The 16687-nt window shown below is 54.8% G+C and carries 25 protein-coding genes and 1 pseudogene; all 26 read right to left on the bottom strand.

Annotation, left to right across the window (positions count from 1 at the left end; translation table 11 throughout):
• Positions 1–12 precede the first annotated feature (12 nt).
• A complete protein-coding gene (locus WBM93_RS04070) occupies positions 13–660 on the bottom strand; it encodes an adenylate kinase (RefSeq protein WP_424428501.1) in 648 nt (215 codons plus the stop codon).
• A 56-nt stretch (positions 661–716) separates the two neighbouring features.
• Positions 717–2090: a preprotein translocase subunit SecY gene (gene secY / locus WBM93_RS04065; protein WP_424428498.1), complete on the bottom strand. Its 1374-nt coding sequence runs from the start codon at positions 2088–2090 to the stop codon at positions 717–719.
• 200 nt (positions 2091–2290) lie between these two features.
• On the bottom strand, positions 2291–2845 hold the full coding sequence (gene rplO, locus WBM93_RS04060) for a 50S ribosomal protein L15 (protein ID WP_424428496.1): 555 nt from the start codon (positions 2843–2845) through the stop codon (positions 2291–2293).
• Between the two features lie 45 nt (positions 2846–2890).
• Positions 2891–3070, bottom strand: a complete 180-nt coding sequence (gene rpmD / locus WBM93_RS04055) for a 50S ribosomal protein L30 (protein WP_424428493.1) — start codon at positions 3068–3070, stop codon at positions 2891–2893.
• A 5-nt stretch (positions 3071–3075) separates the two neighbouring features.
• Positions 3076–3846: a 30S ribosomal protein S5 gene (gene rpsE / locus WBM93_RS04050; protein WP_424428490.1), complete on the bottom strand. Its 771-nt coding sequence runs from the start codon at positions 3844–3846 to the stop codon at positions 3076–3078.
• Between the two features lies 1 nt (position 3847).
• On the bottom strand, positions 3848–4201 hold the full coding sequence (gene rplR, locus WBM93_RS04045) for a 50S ribosomal protein L18 (protein ID WP_424428487.1): 354 nt from the start codon (positions 4199–4201) through the stop codon (positions 3848–3850).
• Positions 4202–4204: 3 nt separating this feature from the next.
• A complete protein-coding gene (gene rplF / locus WBM93_RS04040) occupies positions 4205–4738 on the bottom strand; it encodes a 50S ribosomal protein L6 (protein ID WP_424428484.1) in 534 nt (177 codons plus the stop codon).
• Positions 4739–4740: 2 nt separating this feature from the next.
• Positions 4741–5136: a 30S ribosomal protein S8 gene (gene rpsH, locus WBM93_RS04035; protein ID WP_424428481.1), complete on the bottom strand. Its 396-nt coding sequence runs from the start codon at positions 5134–5136 to the stop codon at positions 4741–4743.
• 12 nt (positions 5137–5148) lie between these two features.
• Complete coding sequence (rpsN, locus tag WBM93_RS04030; protein WP_176280104.1) at positions 5149–5454, bottom strand: 30S ribosomal protein S14; 306 nt, start codon at positions 5452–5454, stop codon at positions 5149–5151.
• Between the two features lie 35 nt (positions 5455–5489).
• Positions 5490–6077 (bottom strand): 50S ribosomal protein L5, encoded by a 588-nt coding sequence (gene rplE / locus WBM93_RS04025; RefSeq protein ID WP_424428477.1) that lies wholly within the window; start codon positions 6075–6077, stop codon positions 5490–5492.
• A complete protein-coding gene (rplX, locus tag WBM93_RS04020; protein ID WP_424428474.1) occupies positions 6070–6393 on the bottom strand; it encodes a 50S ribosomal protein L24 in 324 nt (107 codons plus the stop codon). Before rplX ends, rplE begins: the two co-directional genes overlap by 8 nt.
• A 2-nt stretch (positions 6394–6395) precedes the next feature.
• Positions 6396–6764, bottom strand: coding sequence for a 50S ribosomal protein L14 (gene rplN / locus WBM93_RS04015; protein WP_067198338.1), 369 nt, complete (start codon positions 6762–6764; stop codon positions 6396–6398).
• Between the two features lie 205 nt (positions 6765–6969).
• Positions 6970–7221 (bottom strand): annotated as a pseudogene (rpsQ, locus tag WBM93_RS04010) (30S ribosomal protein S17); the annotation flags it as partial.
• 9 nt (positions 7222–7230) lie between these two features.
• Positions 7231–7449 (bottom strand): 50S ribosomal protein L29, encoded by a 219-nt coding sequence (rpmC, locus tag WBM93_RS04005; RefSeq protein ID WP_424428470.1) that lies wholly within the window; start codon positions 7447–7449, stop codon positions 7231–7233.
• A 5-nt stretch (positions 7450–7454) separates the two neighbouring features.
• Positions 7455–7886: a 50S ribosomal protein L16 gene (gene rplP / locus WBM93_RS04000; protein ID WP_176280101.1), complete on the bottom strand. Its 432-nt coding sequence runs from the start codon at positions 7884–7886 to the stop codon at positions 7455–7457.
• 24 nt (positions 7887–7910) lie between these two features.
• A complete protein-coding gene (gene rpsC, locus WBM93_RS03995) occupies positions 7911–8612 on the bottom strand; it encodes a 30S ribosomal protein S3 (protein ID WP_424428466.1) in 702 nt (233 codons plus the stop codon).
• A gap of 2 nt (positions 8613–8614) precedes the next feature.
• Complete coding sequence (gene rplV, locus WBM93_RS03990) at positions 8615–8998, bottom strand: 50S ribosomal protein L22 (protein ID WP_176280099.1); 384 nt, start codon at positions 8996–8998, stop codon at positions 8615–8617.
• Entirely contained in the window at positions 8998–9273 is a 276-nt protein-coding gene (rpsS, locus tag WBM93_RS03985; protein WP_335653198.1) for a 30S ribosomal protein S19, read from the bottom strand. The genes rplV and rpsS overlap by 1 nt, the downstream gene beginning before the upstream one ends.
• Before the next feature lie 2 nt (positions 9274–9275).
• The gene (gene rplB / locus WBM93_RS03980) at positions 9276–10112 is read right to left on the bottom strand and encodes a 50S ribosomal protein L2 (protein WP_424428461.1); all 837 of its coding nucleotides are present in this window, start codon (positions 10110–10112) and stop codon (positions 9276–9278) included.
• Between the two features lie 6 nt (positions 10113–10118).
• A complete protein-coding gene (locus WBM93_RS03975; protein WP_424428458.1) occupies positions 10119–10427 on the bottom strand; it encodes a 50S ribosomal protein L23 in 309 nt (102 codons plus the stop codon).
• On the bottom strand, positions 10420–11046 hold the full coding sequence (gene rplD, locus WBM93_RS03970; protein WP_424428455.1) for a 50S ribosomal protein L4: 627 nt from the start codon (positions 11044–11046) through the stop codon (positions 10420–10422). The genes WBM93_RS03975 and rplD overlap by 8 nt, the downstream gene beginning before the upstream one ends.
• 3 nt (positions 11047–11049) lie before the next feature.
• On the bottom strand, positions 11050–11898 hold the full coding sequence (rplC, locus tag WBM93_RS03965) for a 50S ribosomal protein L3 (RefSeq protein WP_424428452.1): 849 nt from the start codon (positions 11896–11898) through the stop codon (positions 11050–11052).
• Between the two features lie 195 nt (positions 11899–12093).
• Positions 12094–12405, bottom strand: coding sequence for a 30S ribosomal protein S10 (gene rpsJ, locus WBM93_RS03960; protein WP_424428450.1), 312 nt, complete (start codon positions 12403–12405; stop codon positions 12094–12096).
• A 208-nt stretch (positions 12406–12613) separates the two neighbouring features.
• The gene (gene tuf / locus WBM93_RS03955) at positions 12614–13804 is read right to left on the bottom strand and encodes an elongation factor Tu (RefSeq protein ID WP_424428447.1); all 1191 of its coding nucleotides are present in this window, start codon (positions 13802–13804) and stop codon (positions 12614–12616) included.
• A 152-nt stretch (positions 13805–13956) separates the two neighbouring features.
• A complete protein-coding gene (gene fusA, locus WBM93_RS03950; RefSeq protein ID WP_424428444.1) occupies positions 13957–16050 on the bottom strand; it encodes an elongation factor G in 2094 nt (697 codons plus the stop codon).
• Between the two features lie 197 nt (positions 16051–16247).
• Positions 16248–16685, bottom strand: a complete 438-nt coding sequence (rpsG, locus tag WBM93_RS03945; RefSeq protein ID WP_424428441.1) for a 30S ribosomal protein S7 — start codon at positions 16683–16685, stop codon at positions 16248–16250.
• Positions 16686–16687: the final 2 nt, after the last annotated feature.

The following is a 16687-nucleotide window of genomic DNA, read 5'->3' as shown; positions in this document are numbered from 1 at the left end:
TGTGAAATCAGTTCAGAGCGAAAGGACGGCCTCGATCGCATTATTGACTTCTGCCATGCTGCCCATGCCGTTCACCTTGCGCACGATCTTGCGCGCTTCATAAATCGGCAGAATGGGCGCTGTCTTGGCGCGATATTCTTTCATTCGGGTCCGCACCGTTTCTTCATTGTCGTCGGGCCGGCGCTTGAATTCGCTCTTGCCGCACACATCGCAGACACCTTCTTTGGCAGGCTGTTTGAATTTGTCGTGATAACCTTCACCGCAATTGCCGCAAGTGAAGCGGCCAACGATCCGTTCAACCAGCGCGTCTTCGTCGACGGCAAGTTCGATCACATGGGCCAGTGCGCGGTTTCTTGCCGACAATATCTCGTCAAGCGAGGCTGCCTGCGCGGCTGTCCGGGGATAACCGTCAAAGATAACGCCTTTCTCCGGTCCGAGCTCGTCCAGCTTGTCGCCGATAATACCCGATACGACCTCGTCAGGGACCAGTTCGCCAGCATCCATCAATGCCTTGGCTTTCAAGCCCACTTCGGTGCCGGCTTTCACCGCCGCCCGGAGCATATCGCCGGTGGATAACTGTACCATGCCATGTTCGTCTTCTAGGCGGGATGCCTGGGTACCCTTTCCGGCACCTGGTGGCCCCAACAAGATGATGTCCATGCAATAACCCCCGTTGTCGTGAAATGATTCTGGTATGGAACTAGCGCGTTCGAACGTTACCGTCTACGGCGACCGCCCTTGAGTTTCGCTTTCTTCAGCAGATCGCCATATTGCAGTGCCAGCAAATGGCTCTGGATCTGGGTCACCGTGTCGACGGTGACATTGACGATGATCAGCAGGCTCGTACCGCCCAGGAAGAAAAGCGGAAGATTGGTTTGCGCCATGACATATTCCGGCAAGACACAGACCAACGCCAGATAGGCGGCGCCGACCACGGTGATCCGGGTGAGCACATAATCGAGATAATCAGCCGTATTCTTGCCCGGACGAATGCCCGGAATGAAGCCACCGTTTTTCTTCAGGTTTTCAGCCGTCTCTTCGGGATTGAACACAACCGCGGTGTAGAAGAAACAGAAGAAAATAATCCCCGATGCATAAAGCAGCATATATAGTGGTTGCCCATGGGCCAGATACTGGTTGAGCATGATGACGAAATCACCAAAGGCCGATTCACCCGCGGTCGCGTTTCCGGCAAACTGGCTAACCGTCAACGGCATCAGCAACAGCGAAGAAGCGAAAATCGGAGGGATAACACCGGCGGTGTTGACCTTCAGCGGCAGATGGCTGCGGTCGGCCTGCATCACACCATGTTGCGTGGCGCGCTTGGGATACTGGATAAGCACCCTTCGTTGGGCTCGCTCCATGAAGCAGATGAACAATACCAGTCCGACGACCATCGCGATCAGTCCGACAATCAGCAGCGGACTGAACGAACCCGTGCGGCTGCCCTCGAGCAGGTTTCCGACAAAGGTCGGCATCTGGGCGACAATGCCGGCCATGATGATCAGGGAAATACCATTGCCGATTCCGCGGCTGGTGATCTGTTCACCCAGCCACATCAGGAACAATGTTCCGCCGACCAAACTGATGACCGCGCCAACGCGGAACATGTAGCCGGGTTCGACCACGGCTTGCAGGCCCGACTGGGACGCGAAGCTTTCCAGACCGACGGCAATGAAATAGCCCTGTACGGCGGTCAGGCCGACCGTGCCGTAACGGGTATATTGGTTGAGCTTCTTGCGGCCTGCTTCGCCATCTTTTTTGATGGCGGCCAGCGTCGGCGACAGTGCTGCGGCCAGCTGAACCACAATCGAGGCTGTAATATAGGGCATGACGCCCAGGGCGATCAGGCTCATCCGCTCCAGCGAACCACCGGAAAATGTATTGAAAATATCGAGCACGCCGCCACGGGTCTGATCATAAAGATCTGCGAGGACAACAGGATCGACGCCCGGCAGCGGTACAAAGCTGAGCAGACGGAAAATGACGAGCGCACCGAGCGTGAACCAGATGCGTTTGCGCAATTCGGTGGCTTGCCCGAATTTCGCCAGGCTTAGATTGGCTGCGACCTGATCGGCTCTTGATGCCATGCTTGACTTCCCTGCCCCAAAATTAGTTTGCAACGCGCCCCTGCTTGGGCAGAGGCCCATCTCCAACTATTGCGTTTTGTTGCAATCTCCGGAGATGAATAGCTGTTTATAAAGCTATGCAACCCGCCCCATATCGGATGTTAGTACATCAAAAACAAGGGGCCAGAAAAAGAGGCGCTAAAACCAGCGCCTCTCGAAGATCAGTCTTTCTTTTTCGCGCGGTTCGCGGCTTTTTTCTCGCGAGCAGGCTTGGAAGCAACAGCTTTTTTCTCGCCTTTGGGACGGCGTTCGCCACCCGCTGGAAGAATTTCAACCTTGCCGCCGGCTTTTTCAACCGCTGCAACAGCGGCTTTCGAAGCGCCTGCAACGGTGATCGTGATTTTCGCCTTCAATTCGCCCTTGGCAAGCAGACGAACACCGTCCTTGCCGCCACGGGCCAGACCAGCGGCTTTCAAAGTCGCGTGATCGATCGTGCCCTTGTTGGCAAGGCTTTTGCTGTCGATGAACTTCTGGATCATGCCCAGGTTCACTTCCGCATAGTCGGTACCGAACGGGTTGTTGAAACCACGCTTTGGAAGACGCATGTGGAGCGGCATCTGGCCGCCTTCGAAGCCCTTGATAGCGACACCGGAACGGGATTTCTGGCCTTTTTGGCCACGTCCAGCGGTTTTGCCTTTGCCCGAGCCAATGCCCCGGCCAACGCGCATGCGCGATTTGCGCGCGCCATCATTATCTCTAAGTTCGTTTAATTTCATGTCGTGTACTCGCTTTCGCTTTTATTCGCACGGAAGTTTCGGGTTTTACCCTTCAACAACCTCCACCAGATGGTGTACTTTATTGATCATGCCGCGGACTTCAGCTGTATCTTCCAGCTCGGAAACGCGGTGCATCTTGTTGAGACCGAGACCGATCAGCGTCTTGCGCTGGGATTCCGGACGACGGATCGGAGATCCAATCTGCTTGATTTTAACTTTAGCCATCAAAATTACTCCGTAACTGCCGCGGCATCTGCTGCCACTTCAGCAGCCGAACCGCCAGCACGTGCAAGCAGGTCGGTGACTTTCTTGCCGCGTCGCTGGGACACGGATTTCGGGCTCGACTGATCTGCCAGTGCGGCAAAAGTTGCGCGGATCATGTTATAAGGATTGGCTGTACCGTTAGACTTGGTCACAACGTCGGAAACGCCGAGACTTTCGAAAACAGCACGCATTGGGCCACCGGCAATAATACCGGTACCGGCAGGTGCCGAACGGACAGTCACGTTACCGGCGCCAAATTGGCCAGTGCCGTCATGGTGCAGGGTACGGCCTTCACGAAGCGGTACACGAACCATGCCTTTTTTCGCGGCTGCGGTTGCCTTGGTAATGGCTTCCGGCACTTCACGCGCCTTGCCCTTACCGAAGCCAGCCCGGCCTTTGCCGTCGCCAACCACAACCAGTGCGGCGAAACCAAAGCGCTTACCGCCCTTAACAGTCTTCGAAACACGGTTGATGTGGACCAATTTCTCGATCAGCTCTTCACCGCCGTCGTTGTTGCCACGTCCGCCGCGTCCGCCACGTCCGCCGCCGCGATTATCGCGACCGCCACCACGGTTATCACGGTTGCCACCGCCGCCGCCACGGTTTCCGCCGCGTGCTGGACGATCGGGCGCTCCGCCGGTTTTAGCTTCGGGAGCTACAGCAGCTGCTGGCTGATTGCCTTCGCCAGTGGTGCCCGGCTGTGCCGCGCCTTCTGGTGTTGTTTTGTCATCAGCCATATTAAAACTCCAATCCGCCTTCACGTGCTGCGTCGGCCAAGGCCTTCACACGTCCGTGAAACAGGAACCCGCCACGGTCAAAAATTACTTCTTTTACGCCAGCCTTCTTGGCTGCTTCGGCAACGCGCTTGCCGACATCGGCAGCGGCCTTGCTATCGGCACCGGTTTTTACGGCCGAAGCCTTGTCGATGGTCGACGCGGAAGCCAGCGTTTTGCCCTCGGCATCGTCGATAACCTGGGCATAGATATGCCGGCTCGTGCGATGCACGGACAAACGAGGCTTTGAGAGCCCGCGCTTCCGCAATTTGCTGCGAACGCGTTGCTGGCGCCGTTTGAACTGAGAAATATTAGCCATGGCTTATTTCTTCTTCCCTTCTTTGCGGAAAATATATTCGCCGCGATATTTGATACCCTTGCCCTTATACGGCTCGGGCTTGCGCCAGCGCCGGATTTCGGCAGCGACCTGGCCAACTTGCTGTTTGTCCATGCCGGAAATTTCGATCGTGGTCTGGTCCGGTGTCTTGATGTCGATACCGTCGGGGATCGCAAAGTTCACATCATGACTGTAACCGAGTTGCAGATTCAGGTTCTTGCCCTGAGCCGCTGCACGATAACCGACGCCGTTGATTTCCAGAACCTTGGTAAAACCGGCGGTAACGCCGTCGACCAAATTCTGTACCAGGGTACGCTGCATGCCCCAGAAGGCGCGTGCAGTTTTGGACTTGTTTGCAGGCGTGACCTGCAAGCCACCATCGGACAGTTCATAGGTCAGATCATCAACCATCGGGGTCGATAATTCGCCCTTCGGTCCTTTGACCTTGACCAGACCATCTTCCATGACAGCGGTAACACCGTCCGGAATAGCTACTGATTTTTTGCCGATACGGGACATGATTAGAATACCTCAGCCAGTACTTCGCCGCCGACCTTCGCATGACGCGCTTCCGCGTCAGACAAAACACCTTTTGGCGTCGATACGATTGTTATGCCCAGGCCATTGCGCACCCGTGGCAGATCATCAGATCCACTATAGACACGGCGACCAGGCTTTGAAACGCGGGCCACGTGGCGGATAGCCGGCTCGCCTTCAAAATATTTCAGTTCGATCCGCAGACCGGGGTGCTTGTTGACCTCTTCTTCGCTGTAGCCGCGGATATAACCTTCGCGCTGCAACACTTCGAGGACGGCACCACGCAATTTGGACGCAGGGGTTACTACGCTGTCTTTGCGTGCCTGTTGTCCGTTACGGATACGGGTGAGCATGTCACCCAAGGGATCGGTAAAAGCCATATTATCTCTCCCTTACCAGCTTGATTTCGTTACGCCGGGAATCAGACCTTTATTGGCCATGTCTCTCAGCTCGATACGGCACAGGCGGAACTTGCGGTAATAACCGCGCGGCCGTCCTGTGGTTTCACAGCGGTTGCGCACGCGGGTTGGATTCGCGTTGCGCGGTATTTCCGCCATTTTGAGGCGGGCCATCAGACGCTCGGTCTCGTCAAGAGACTGGTCTGCTGCCATAGCCTTCAGTTTCGCATAACGGCCGGCGTATTTCTTCACCATCCGTTTGCGTTTTTCGTTTCTGTTAATGGAACTCAGTTTCGCCATGACTTAAGTTCTCGTCCTTCCGTATAATGAAGCGCTCACGCGGCTTCTTTTTCTTCCGATTGTTCCTCTTTGGGGAACGGGAAACCAAATAATGCCAGAAGCGCACGCGCCTCTTCGTCAGTTCTTGCTGTTGTCGTCACGATCACGTCCATGCCACGCACCACATCGATGTTGTCATAGGCGATCTCGGGGAAAATGATCTGCTCTTTCAGGCCCATGGCAAAATTGCCACGACCGTCGAAGCTTTTCGGATTCAGACCCCTGAAATCCCGGATACGCGGCATTGCTACCGTTACCAGACGATCGATGAATTCGTACATCCGTTCCCGGCGCAGATTCACCTTGCAACCAATCGGCATGCCTTCACGCAACTTGAACGTCGCGATCGAGTTTTTCGCCTTGGTTACCACTGGCTTCTGACCAGCGATCAATTCCATTTCGTTGGCAGCAGTCGCGACTTTCTTCTTGTCCTGACTGCCTTCGCCCACACCCATGTTGATCGTGATCATCGAGATCCGGGGCACTTCCATATGATTGGAATAGCCGAATTTTTCCTGCATCGCCTTGACGATTTCTTCGTCATATTTGGTGCGCATGCGCGGGATATATTTTTTATCAGCCATCGACCTTCTCCCCGGATTTTACAGCGAAACGCTGCATCTTGCCGTCTTTTGACTTTTCAAAGCGAACCCGTGTCGGCTTGCCGTCTTTCGGATCAGCCAGAGCCACTTTGCTGATGTGCATCGCCGCCTCACGACGTTCCAGACCACCCTGCGGGTTTGCCTGGGTCGGTTTGCGGTGGCGAACAGCAATATTGATGCCGGAAACGATGAGCTTGCCATCCTTCGGCATTACTTTGCTGACTTCACCGGATTTGCCCTTGTCCTTGCCGGACAGAACAACAACAGTGTCGCCTTTTTTGATTTTTGCATTGGCCATGATTAAATTACCTCCGGCGCAAGGCTGATGATTTTCATATGCTTTTTCGCACGCAGTTCACGAACCACGGGGCCAAAAATACGGGTACCGATAGGTTCCTGATTGTTGTTCACCAGGACCGCAGCATTGCTGTCGAAGCGAATGACCGATCCGTCCTTGCGGCGAATGTCCTTCTTGGTGCGCACGATCACCGCCCGGTGAACGTCGCCCTTCTTGACCTTGCCGCGCGGTGCAGCTTCCTTGATCGACACAACAATAATATCGCCAACGCCGGCAAAGCGGCGCTTCGAGCCGCCCAGCACCTTGATGCACTGCACGCGTTTGGCTCCGCTATTGTCAGCGACCTCCAGGTTCGATTGCATCTGGATCATGGATCCAATTCCTTCTTCATAAACCCGGAGAACCGGGCGTTTCCTACTTCGTCACCCCGGAAATTACCGGGATATTCTAATCTTATTCGCTCGCTGGTGCGGCTTCGGTCTTTTCTTCTGCCGCTGGTTCAGCTTTTGGCTTCACTGGCGCCTTGACCTTTTCGTCTTTCGGATCGCTTGCCGTAATTTCGCTTACCGTCGGGGTTGCCACACCGGCTGCTGCGCCGACACGTTCCAGAACTTTCCAGGTCTTCAACTTGGAAATCGGCCGCGTTTCCTCGATCCGCACGGTTTCACCCATGCTGATCTCGTTGTTTTCGTCATGCGCATGATATTTCTTCGAGCGCCGGATAATCTTTCCGTAAAGCGGGTGCTTCACCTTGCGTTCGACATTGACGACAACAGTCTTGTCGCCCTTGTCTGACACAACCGTGCCGGTGAGAATACGTTTTGGCATATCGGTTCCTTACGCCTTAGCTTTTGCGGTCGCAGCGTTCGCGCGCTCGGCCTGCAAAGTTTTGATCCGGGCGATTGTGCGACGCACTTCCCGCGTCCGGCTTGGTTTTTCGAGCTGATTGGTCGCAGCCTGAAAACGCAGGTTAAATGCCTCGCGCTTCAGTTCGCCCAGTTCCGCCCCGAGTTGATCGTCGGTTTTGGTCCGCAAATCTTCAGTTTTAATGCTCATCTACCTTAACCTTCCAGATGTGACGTATCGCCGAGGCGGGCCACAACCTTTGTCTTGATCGGGAGCTTCATCGCTGCCCGCTCGAAAGCGACCGCTGCTATCGGTCCGGGAACTCCGTCCAGTTCGAACAATATCCGGCCTGGCTTTACCCGGGCAGCCCAATATTCTACCGAGCCCTTACCCTTACCCTGACGAACTTCGGCAGGTTTCTTGGATACTGGCACGTCCGGAAAAATCCGGATCCACAACCGGCCCTGACGCTTGATGTGACGCGTGATCGCACGGCGAGCCGCTTCGATCTGGCGCGCGGTAATCCGGTCCGGCTCCATGGCTTTGAGGCCATAGCTACCAAAGTTCAGAGTCGCGCCGCCTGGCGCCTTTCCCTTAATCCGGCCTTTGAAAGCCTTGCGGAATTTATGTTTCTTGGGTTGCAGCATGATGCTCTACCTATTCCTCAAAAATCAACGTTGGTGCTGCGGACGAACGCCGGAAGTCTGTGCTTCCACATTCAACCGGTCCTGAGCCATCGGGTCATGACCCAATATTTCGCCTTTGAAAATCCAGACCTTGATACCGATAATGCCGTAAGCGGTCAGCGCTTCATACTCGGCATAGTCGATATTGGCGCGCAGCGTATGGAGCGGCACGCGGCCTTCACGATACCATTCAACCCGCGCGATTTCCGCGCCGCCCAAACGGCCACCACAAACAATTTTAATGCCTTCGGCGCCAAGACGCAGCGCAGATTGCACCGCGCGTTTCATCGCACGCCGGAATGCCACACGGCGGATCAGCTGATCGCCAATGCCCTGCGCTACCAGCTTCGCGTCAACTTCCGGCTTGCGGATTTCGACAATGTTCAACGATACGTCGCCGGTAGTCATCTCGCTAAGTTTGCGACGCAGCTTTTCAATGTCCGCGCCCTTCTTGCCGATGATCACGCCAGGACGGGCAGCATAGATAGAAACCCGGCAGTTCTTGGCCGGACGCTCGATCACAACCTTCGAAATAGCTGCCTGTGGCAAGGAATCGAAGATAAATTTGCGCATCTTGATGTCTTCCATCAAGAGATCGCCGTAATTGGAACCTTCCGCATACCAGCGACTGTCCCAGGTCCGGTTGATCTGCAGGCGAAGCCCGATAGGATTACTCTTTTGACCCATGGTTACGCCTCTTCCTCTTCATGCTCGCGCACGACAATGCGAACGCGGCTAAATGGCTTGATAATCTTGGCTGAACGGCCACGAGCACGCGCTTTCCAGCGCTTCATCGTGATCGACTTGCCGACGCTCGCTTCGTGAACGATCAATGCATCGACATCCAGATTATGATTATTCTCGGCATTGGCAATTGCCGAAGCCAGAACCTTGCTGACATCCTTTGCCATCGCCTTTTTGGAGAAGGACAAAATGTTCAGCGCGTCGCCGGCCTTGTGGCCACGGATCAATTGCGCGACCAAGTTCAGCTTCTGGGCAGAACCACGAATGGAATTGCCGACAGCCAAAGCTTCATTGTCGCCAACACGGCGGGGTGATGATGCCTTACCCATTATTTCTTGCCTTTTTTGTCAGCGCCATGGCCGTAATAGCTGCGCGTGGGCGCGAATTCGCCAAGCTTGTGTCCGACCATGTCTTCATTGACCGACACCGGGATGAATTTCATGCCGTTGTAAACGCTGAAGGTCAGGCCGACGAAGTCAGGCAGGACAGTCGAACGACGCGACCAGGTCTTGATCGGTGTACGAACGCTGTTTTCCTGCGCGGTCTGCGCTTTTTTCAGCAGGTGGAGGTCAACAAATGGACCTTTTTTGATGGAACGAGCCATGCTTACCTCTTCTTCTTCGCGTGACGCGACCGGATGATCATCTTGTCAGTCGATTTATTGCTACGGGTACGAGCACCCTTGGTTGGCTTGCCCCATGGCGTAACCGGGTGACGACCACCGGAAGTCCGGCCTTCACCACCACCATGCGGGTGATCGACAGGGTTTTTCGCAACACCGCGGGTAAGAGGACGACGTCCTTTCCAGCGGGTGCGGCCTGCCTTGCCGAAATTCTGGTTCGAATTGTCCGGGTTGGAAACCGCGCCAACGGTCGCCATGCAATCGGAGCGCAAGTAACGTTGCTCGCCGCTTTTCAGGCGAACAATAACCATACCGCGGTCACGACCGACAATCTGGACATAAGCACCGGCAGAGCGAGCGATCTGGCCGCCCTTGCCTGGCTTCATTTCGACATTGTGCACGATCGTACCAACCGGCATCTGCGACAAGAGCATCGCGTTGCCTGGCTTCACGTCGGTCTTGTGACCTGCGATCACGCTGTCGCCAACGTCGAGACGCTGCGGTGCAATGATATAGGCCAGTTCGCCGTCTTCATATTTCAGCAGCGCGATAAAGGCAGTGCGGTTGGGATCATATTCGATCCGCTCGACCGTCGCAGCCATATCCCATTTGCGCCGTTTGAAATCGACGAGACGGTATTTCTGCTTGTGACCGCCGGCGATGCCGCGCGAGGTGACATGGCCCTTGTTGTTCCGGCCACCGGTCTTGTTCTTGCCTTCGACAAGCTTTTTGACAGGCTTGCCTTTCCAAAGGCCGCTCTTGTCGACCAGGATAAGACCACGCCGGGCGGGGCTTGTCGGTTTATAGGATTTTAATGCCATGTGCCCTTAAACTCCCGTGGTGATGTCAATGGTCTGGCCTTCGGCCAAGGTGACAACAGCCTTCTTGATGTCATTGCGAGTGTAGGGACGACCCTTCCACTTTTTGGTCTTGCCCTTTTGCACCAGCGTGTTGACGTTTTTGACTTTGACATCAAACAACGCCTCGATGGCGGCCTTGATCTGCGGCTTGGTTGCAGTGTTCGCAACTTTGAACACCACAGCGTTATGTTCGCTGAGCAAGGTCGTTTTTTCGGTGATGTGCGGGCCAACAATCACGTCATAATGACGGATATCGACAGCTTCTTTTTTAGCCATTGAAGCGCGCCTCCAGCTTTTCTACCGCTGCGCGCGTCAGCACCAGGGTTTCATGGTTCAAAATGTCATAAACATTGGCACCGGCAGCTGACATCACATTGATGCGCGGAAGATTGTTCGAAGCTTTCGAGAAAGCCTCGTTCACAACATCGCCATCCATGATCAGCGCCGATTTGCCGAAACCGAGCTTTGCGATATTGGCCAGAAGCGCCTGTGTCTTGGCTTCCTTCAGATCAATATTTTCCAGCACGATCAGATTTTCGTTTTTGACCTTGTCGCTCAGCGCCATTTTCAGACCCAAAGCACGAACTTTCTTGTTCAGCGAAGGATTGAAATCGCGCTTGCGGGCACCGTGGGCTTTACCACCACCAACAAAGATCGGAGCGCGGCGATCGCCATGACGAGCTGTACCGCCGCCTTTTTGATTGCCATATTTCTTGCCGGTCCGGGCAACGTCTGAACGTTCACGGGTCGGGCGAGCCGTTCCGCGCGCTTTTTCACGCTGCCAGTTGACGACACGATGGAGAATGTCTGCACGCGCTTCAATGCCGAACACATCATCGTTCAATTCGATGTCGCCCTTGGCTTTGGCGTCGAGGGTTATCACTTTCAATTTCATGGCTTAGCCCTCCTTCCCTGCGTCATCTGCAGCATCGGATGTCTCGTCGACTTCGCCAGCTGGCTTCGCTGCCGCTGCTGCCACTTCTTCATGGGTCGGACCAACCGGCGTTTCGATCGCTGCATCCGCTTCGATCATGCCTGCCGGAGCATCTTCCGTTTTTGTTTCATCCGCGTTGCGGCGCATAGCACCCGGGAATGGAACGCCTTCGGGAAGCGCAACTTTCACTGCATCCTTGACCAGAAGCCAGCCACCTTTGGAACCGGGAACGCTGCCGCGCACAAAGATCAAACCGCGAGCGGCGTCTGTACGGACGATTTCCAGATTTTGCTGGGTGCGATTTTTCGCGCCCATGTGACCGGCCATCTTCTTGCCTTTGAACACCTTGCCTGGATCCTGGTTCTGACCAGTAGAACCGTGGGCACGGTGAGAGATGGAAACACCATGGGTTGCACGCATACCACCGAAGCCCCAACGCTTCATGGCACCGGCAAAGCCCTTGCCCTGCGTAACACCCTGGATATCAACCATCTGGCCAGCAATGAAGTGGTCAGCGGTTATTGTTGCACCAACGGGGAGCAAGCCTTCTTCGCTCTCGACCCGGAATTCGGCAACACGCGCCTTTGGTTCGACTTCTGCCTTGGCAAAAGCTTCACGCTGCGGCTTGTTTACATTTTTCGCTTTGCGGGGGCCTGCACCAAGCTGAACGGCAAAATAGCCATCACGTTCCTGATTACGGGCGCCAACAACCTGGCATTCTTCCAGCGAAAGAACGGTAACCGGCACGTGCCGACCGTCTTCTTGGAACAAGCGGGTCATCCCCATTTTTTTCGCGATCACGCCTGTACGCACGATCAATCTCCTTCACAGAGGCCGAACGAACCATTTCGTCCGGCTTGCCAGCCCAAATTGTCATGCGTCACCCCGTCCGGGCTGTATTGTTCCGAAAATTCCGGAACGAGACGGAGGACGCTGCCCGGTTGAAACCGGCGGTATCCTGTCGTTCGTCTGGATCCCCGCCTGGGCGGGCACCTCTAATCAAGTGGCTCAGGCCAGTTTGATCTCGACATTTACACCAGCAGCAAGGTCAAGCTTCATCAAAGCATCAACGGTCTGCGGCGTAGGCTGCACGATATCGAGCAACCTTTTATAGGTCCGCACCTCAAACTGCTCGCGGGACTTTTTGTCCACGAGCGGTCCGCGGTTTACGGTAAATTTTTCTATGTGCGTTGGCAAAGGTATCGGTCCACGAATTAGCGCGCCAGTGCGACGTGCAGTATCAGCGATATCGCCGGTTGCTTGATCAAGAACCCGATGGTCGAATGCCTTCAAGCGGATGCGAATATTCTGCGTTTCCATGTACCTGTTACCAATGTCAAAGAGCCCTCCTTCGCTAAAGCTTCGGCGGGCAAGCCCGCTAAAATATCAACAAAGGATAACCGAGTTAAAACCTTCAAAATAAAATCGCCCGATTTTCTAACCGGGCGACTTGTCCGCCGTAGCCTTAGCGTAGGCGGGAATTACTGGCTGCCCGAATCACCGATCCGGGCAGCGAGGCGTTCCTATATTACTTTGTTACGTTGCTGACAACCCCTGATCCAACGGTGCGTCCGCCTTCGCGAATAGCGAAGCGCAAGCCGGGATCCATGGCAATCGGAGCGATCAATTTCACGCCGATTGTTACGTTGTCACCAGGCATAACCATTTCAGTGCCTTCAGGAAGGATCACTTCGCCGGTTACGTCGGTCGTACGGAAGTAGAATTGCGGACGATAGTTAGCGAAGAACGGCGTATGACGGCCACCTTCGTCTTTCGACAGCACGTAAACTTCAGCCGAGAATTCTGTGTGCGGCGTAATCGAGCCGGGCTTGCAGAGAACCTGGCCGCGTTCAACCGCTTCACGGTCAACACCACGGATCAAAGCGCCGATATTGTCGCCAGCTTGACCGGAGTCGAGCAGCTTGCGGAACATTTCAACGCCGGTAACGGTGGTCTTCGTGGTATCTTTGATACCAACGATTTCACATTCGTCACCAACATTCACGATACCGCTTTCAACACGACCGGTAACAACCGTACCGCGACCGGAAATCGAGAACACGTCCTCGATTGGCATCAGGAACGGAAGATCAACCGGACGTTCTGGCTGAGGAATGGCTTCATCGACAGCTTTCATCAGTTCAAGAATCTTGTTCTTGCCGATTTCGTCGTCGCGGCCTTCGAGCGCAGCCAGTGCAGAACCGGAAACGATCGGAATGGCATCGCCATCGAAATCATAATAGGAAAGAAGTTCGCGGATTTCCATTTCGACGAGCTCAAGAAGCTCTTCATCATCGACCTGGTCAACCTTGTTCATGAAAACAACAAGCGCAGGAACGCCAACCTGACGAGCGAGCAGGATGTGCTCACGGGTCTGGGGCATTGGACCATCAGCAGCGTTAACCACAAGAATAGCACCATCCATCTGAGCAGCACCGGTGATCATGTTTTTCACATAGTCAGCGTGTCCAGGGCAATCGACGTGCGCATAGTGACGGGCTTCGGTTTCATATTCAACGTGGGCCGTTGAAATGGTGATGCCGCGCTCACGCTCTTCAGGCGCCTTGTCAATATTTGCGAAGTCAACGGCTACACCGCCGGTTGATTCAGCAAGAACCTTGGTGATCGCCGCGGTCAACGTGGTTTTACCGTGATCGACGTGACCGATGGTACCAATGTTGCAGTGCGGCTTGTTGCGCTCAAACTTCTCTTTAGCCATTTTATATTACCTCTGATTTTCTATCGTATTGATAGTCTGCGCCGCGCTTTGGCGAGACTCTCTAATTCTGTCAACACCCTTTTGCCGGTCTGGCGGATTTCCCGTCAGGCCCGCGCAAAAGGAAAGCGCGTTACCTCGAAAAGGAGTGGCGGTTAAGCCATTTTCTCCTTGATCTCTTCTGCCACGTTGCTCGGCACTTCCTCGTAATGAGAGAATTGCATCGAATATTGTGCACGTCCCTGACTGAAGGAACGCAGTTCATTCACATAACCGAACATGTTGGCCAGCGGCACCATGGCGTTCACAGCCTGTGCGTTGCCGCGTGTGTCTGTACCCTGGATCTGTCCACGGCGGGAGTTGAGATCGCCGATCACATCACCAAGATAGTCTTCCGGCGTAACCACTTCAACTTTCATGATTGGTTCAAGCAGTTTGATGCCGGATTTCTGGGCCGCTTCGCGCATCGCTGCGCGACCGGCGATTTCAAATGCCAGCGCCGAACTGTCAACATCATGATAGGCGCCGTCATAGACGCGGATGTCAAAGTCGATAATCGGGAAGCCGATCAATGAACCGGTTTCGGCGGTTTCGCGCATGCCTTTTTCAACCGACGGGATATATTCTTTCGGAATATTACCGCCCTTGATTTCGTCGCTGAAGGTAATGCCCGATCCGCGCTCGCCCGGAGTGACTTCAAACTTGATACGCGCAAACTGGCCGGAACCGCCGGACTGTTTCTTATGCGTGTAGTCAACGTCAACCGACTTGCCGAGCGATTCACGATAAGCCACCTGTGGCGCGCCGACATTGGCTTCCACCTTGAATTCGCGCTTCATGCGGTCAACGAGAATGTCGAGATGGAGCTCGCCCATGCCCTTGATGATCGTCTGACCCGATTCGTGGTCGGTCGTCACCCGGAAGGATGGATCTTCAGCCGCAAGACGGTTCAAGGCAACGCCCATCTTTTCCTGGTCGGCCTTGGTCTTTGGTTCCACCGAAAGCTCGATAACCGGCTCGGGGAACTCCATCCGCTCCAGAATGATCGGCTTGTCGGCATCACAAAGCGTATCGCCGGTGGTGGTTGTTTTCATACCCGCCAGAGCTACGATGTCGCCTGCAAATGCTTCGTCAATATCTTTACGATCATTGGAGTGCATTTCGAGAATACGGCCGACCTTCTCTTTCTTGTCCTTGACCGAATTGAGCAACGTGCCCTTTTCCAGCTTGCCGGAATAGATACGGCAGAAGGTCAGCGTGCCTACGAACGGATCGTTCATGACCTTGAAGGCAAGCGCCGAGAATGGCGCTTCATCGGATGACGGCCGGCTGTCTTCGGTTTCGCCGTCGAGCTTCACGCCCTTGATGGCGGGAACGTCGAGCGGACTCGGCATATAATCGACAACCGCGTCGAGCAAAGGCTGGACGCCCTTGTTCTTGAACGCCGAACCGCAAAGCACGGGAACGAAACTCTGGTTCAGCGTGCCCTTGCGGATCAGCGCTTTCAATGTCGCTGCGTCCGGCAGATTGCCTTCCAGATATTGCTCCATGATGTCATCGTCTTGCTCGACCGCAAGTTCGATAAGCTTCTCGCGATATTCAGCCGCTTCGTCAGCCATATCCGCAGGAATTTCACCATAGGTATATTCAGCGCCAAGATCTTCGTTCTTCCAGGTGATCGAACGTTCGTTCACCAGATCGACCAGACCAACCAGATCGGCTTCGATACCGATCGGCAGATACAGCACCGCAGGTGTTGCGCCGAGACGCTCGACGATCGACTGGACGCAGAATTTGAAATCCGCGCCGGTACGGTCGAGCTTGTTGATGAAGCACATCCGCGGCACTTTATATTTGTCTGCCTGACGCCATACGGTTTCGGACTGTGGCTCAACGCCGGCAACGCCGTCAAAACAGGCGACCGCGCCATCCAGCACACGCAGCGAACGTTCGACTTCAATGGTGAAGTCAACGTGGCCTGGCGTGTCGATGATGTTGATCCGGTGCTCTGGACCCTTGCGGTCTTCGGCCTGCCAGAAACAGGTGGTCGCGGCGGAGGTGATGGTAATACCACGCTCCTGCTCTTGCTCCATCCAGTCCATCGTCGCCGCGCCATCATGCACTTCGCCGATTTTATAGGACTTGCCCGTATAATAGAGAATACGTTCGGTGGTGGTTGTTTTACCAGCGTCAATATGGGCCATGATGCCGATATTGCGATATCGTTCGAGCGGATGGCTGCGTGCCATAGTCTTTACTCCAGTATGCGGGGAACCAAATCAGGCCGCCCTATAGTGAAATGGGCTGAACAATGCCAGCCCTGTGATGGTCTAAATCTTGTCAAAAAGTCCGTTCGCACCGGGCTTGTCGAAGTGCCTCGATCGAGAATATGTTTCCCTGACGAGAAGCGCCCTTCGACCGGCTCAGGACGAACGGTCTAAACTTGTTACCAGCGGTAGTGGGCAAAGGCGCGGTTGGCTTCAGCCATCTTGTGCGCTTCTTCCCGCTTTTTCACCGCATTGCCACGATTGTTCGACGCATCGAGGATTTCTCCCGACAGGCGTGCGGCCATTGTGGTTTCGCTGCGACCGCGAGCGGCAGAGATCATCCAGCGGATTGCCAGAGCCTGCGCGCGTTCGGGACGCACCTCGACGGGAACCTGATAGGTCGCACCACCGACACGGCGGCTGCGCACTTCAATGCCCGGCTTGATATTGTTGAGAGCATCATGAAACAGCTGAAGCGGATCTTTTTTCGCCTTGGCTTCAACGCTGTCAAAGGCACCATATACGATGCGCTCTGCGGTGGATTTCTTACCATCCATCATCAGGTTGTTCATGAATTTCGAAAGGATCAGATCCTTGAATTTTGGATCGGGTAAAATGA

Origin of the sequence: Parasphingorhabdus sp. (assembly GCF_049667325.1) — a bacterium.
GTDB lineage: Bacteria > Pseudomonadota > Alphaproteobacteria > Sphingomonadales > Sphingomonadaceae > Parasphingorhabdus.
This window is presented reverse-complemented; position numbering and strand designations above follow the sequence as displayed.